2 protein-coding genes are annotated in these 1,693 nt (G+C 70.1%); both read left to right on the plus strand.

Features of this window, described 5'->3' with window-relative positions; genetic code table 11:
• Window positions 1–172 precede the first annotated feature (172 nt).
• Complete coding sequence (locus AC3XYG_RS08455; protein ID WP_489139375.1) at window positions 173–1,381, plus strand: Tm-1-like ATP-binding domain-containing protein; 1,209 nt, start codon at window positions 173–175, stop codon at window positions 1,379–1,381.
• Between the two features lie 22 nt (window positions 1,382–1,403).
• On the plus strand, window positions 1,404–1,693 hold a 290-nt coding region (locus AC3XYG_RS08460), incomplete at its 3' end, for a phosphoenolpyruvate hydrolase family protein (RefSeq protein ID WP_489139376.1).

A 1,693-nucleotide genomic window follows, 5' to 3' on the forward strand; every position in this document is an offset into this window, starting at 1 on the left:
GCATAGACCCGGATTGTCGGACGAAAGAAGCGGCAAGCGCATCTCCTCCCTGCGACCCCTTGCGCCCGCCCCCGTGGCGGCGCGACAAACGGAGACAAGAATCGGCATGGCGGCCAGCCAACCCCGTTTGGGGGGCCGCCGTCAGGGGAGCCATCGGGGGGAAGGACGTGCCATGAAGGCCTATGTCGTCGGGACCTGCGACACCAAGGGGCGCGAGCTGGCCCATGTCCAGGCGCTGATCGAGGCCCGCGGGGTCGAGGCGGTGCTGGTCGATGTCGGCACCCGGCCGGGCGAGATCGCCGCCGACGTCCCGCGCCCCGACGTGTCGGCGCAGGAGGTGGCGCGGCATCATCCCGACGGACCCGAGGCGGTGTTCAGCGACGATCGCGGCCAGGCGGTCGCCGCCATGGCCCAGGCGCTGCGCGGCTTCCTGGCCAGCCGGCCGGATATCGGCGGCGTCATCGGCCTGGGCGGGTCCGGCGGCACGGCGCTGATCACCCCGGCGATGCGCGACCTGCCGGTCGGCGTGCCCAAGATCATGGTCTCGACCGTCGCCTCCGGCAACGTCGCGCCCTATGTCGGGCCGGCGGATATCATGATGATGTATTCGGTGACCGATGTGGCCGGCATCAACCGCATCTCCCGCGCCGTGCTGGGCAACGCCGCCCACGCGCTGGCCGGGATGGTGGCGCATCCGGTGCCACGGAGCGACGCCGACAAGCCGGCGCTGGGCCTGACCATGTTCGGCGTCACCACCCCCTGCGTCGAACAGGTCAGCAAGGCCTTGGAGGCCGATTACGACTGCATGGTGTTCCACGCCACCGGCACCGGCGGCCAGTCGATGGAGAAGCTGGTCGAATCCGGCCTGATCGGCGGCGCCATCGACATCACCACCACCGAGGTCTGCGACCTGCTGTTCGGCGGCGTGTTCCCCTGCGGCGAGGACCGGTTCGACAGCATCATCCGCACCCGCATCCCCTATGTCGCCTCCTGCGGCGCGCTGGACATGGTGAATTTCGGGGCGAAGGAAACGGTGCCGGAGCGGTACCGCGACCGCACTCTCTACATCCACAACCCGCAGGTGACGCTGATGCGGACCACGGCGGCGGAGAATGCCGAGATGGGCCGCTGGATCGGCGCGAAGCTGAACCGGATGGACGGTCCGGTCCGCTTCCTGATCCCGGAGGGCGGCGTGTCGCTGATCGACGCGCCCGGCCTGCCCTTCCACGACCCCGATGCCGATGCGGCGCTGTTCCAGGCGCTGGAGGCGACGGTGCGGCAGACCCCGAACCGCCGCCTGCTCCGCCTGCCCCACGCCATCAACGCCCCCGAATTCGCCGCCGCCCTGGTGCGCGAGTTCCGGGCGATCGCCACCCATTGACTGTGGTTCGAGGACACCTGGCATGACCCGTTTCGCCCGCGCCGATCTCCTGGCGAAATTCCGCGGCATGGTCGAGCGGCGCGAGCCGATCGTCGGCGGCGGTGCCGGCACCGGCCTGTCCGCCAAATGCGAGGAAGCCGGCGGCATCGACCTGATCGTGATCTACAATTCCGGCCGCTACCGCATGGCCGGCCGCGGCTCGCTGGCCGGCCTGCTGGCCTATGGCAACGCCAATGAGATCGTGGTCGAGATGGCACGCGAGGTGCTGCCGGTGGTGAAGAAGACCCCCGTGCTGGCCGGGGTCAACGGCAC

The sequence above is a fragment of the Inquilinus sp. genome (assembly GCF_057815775.1).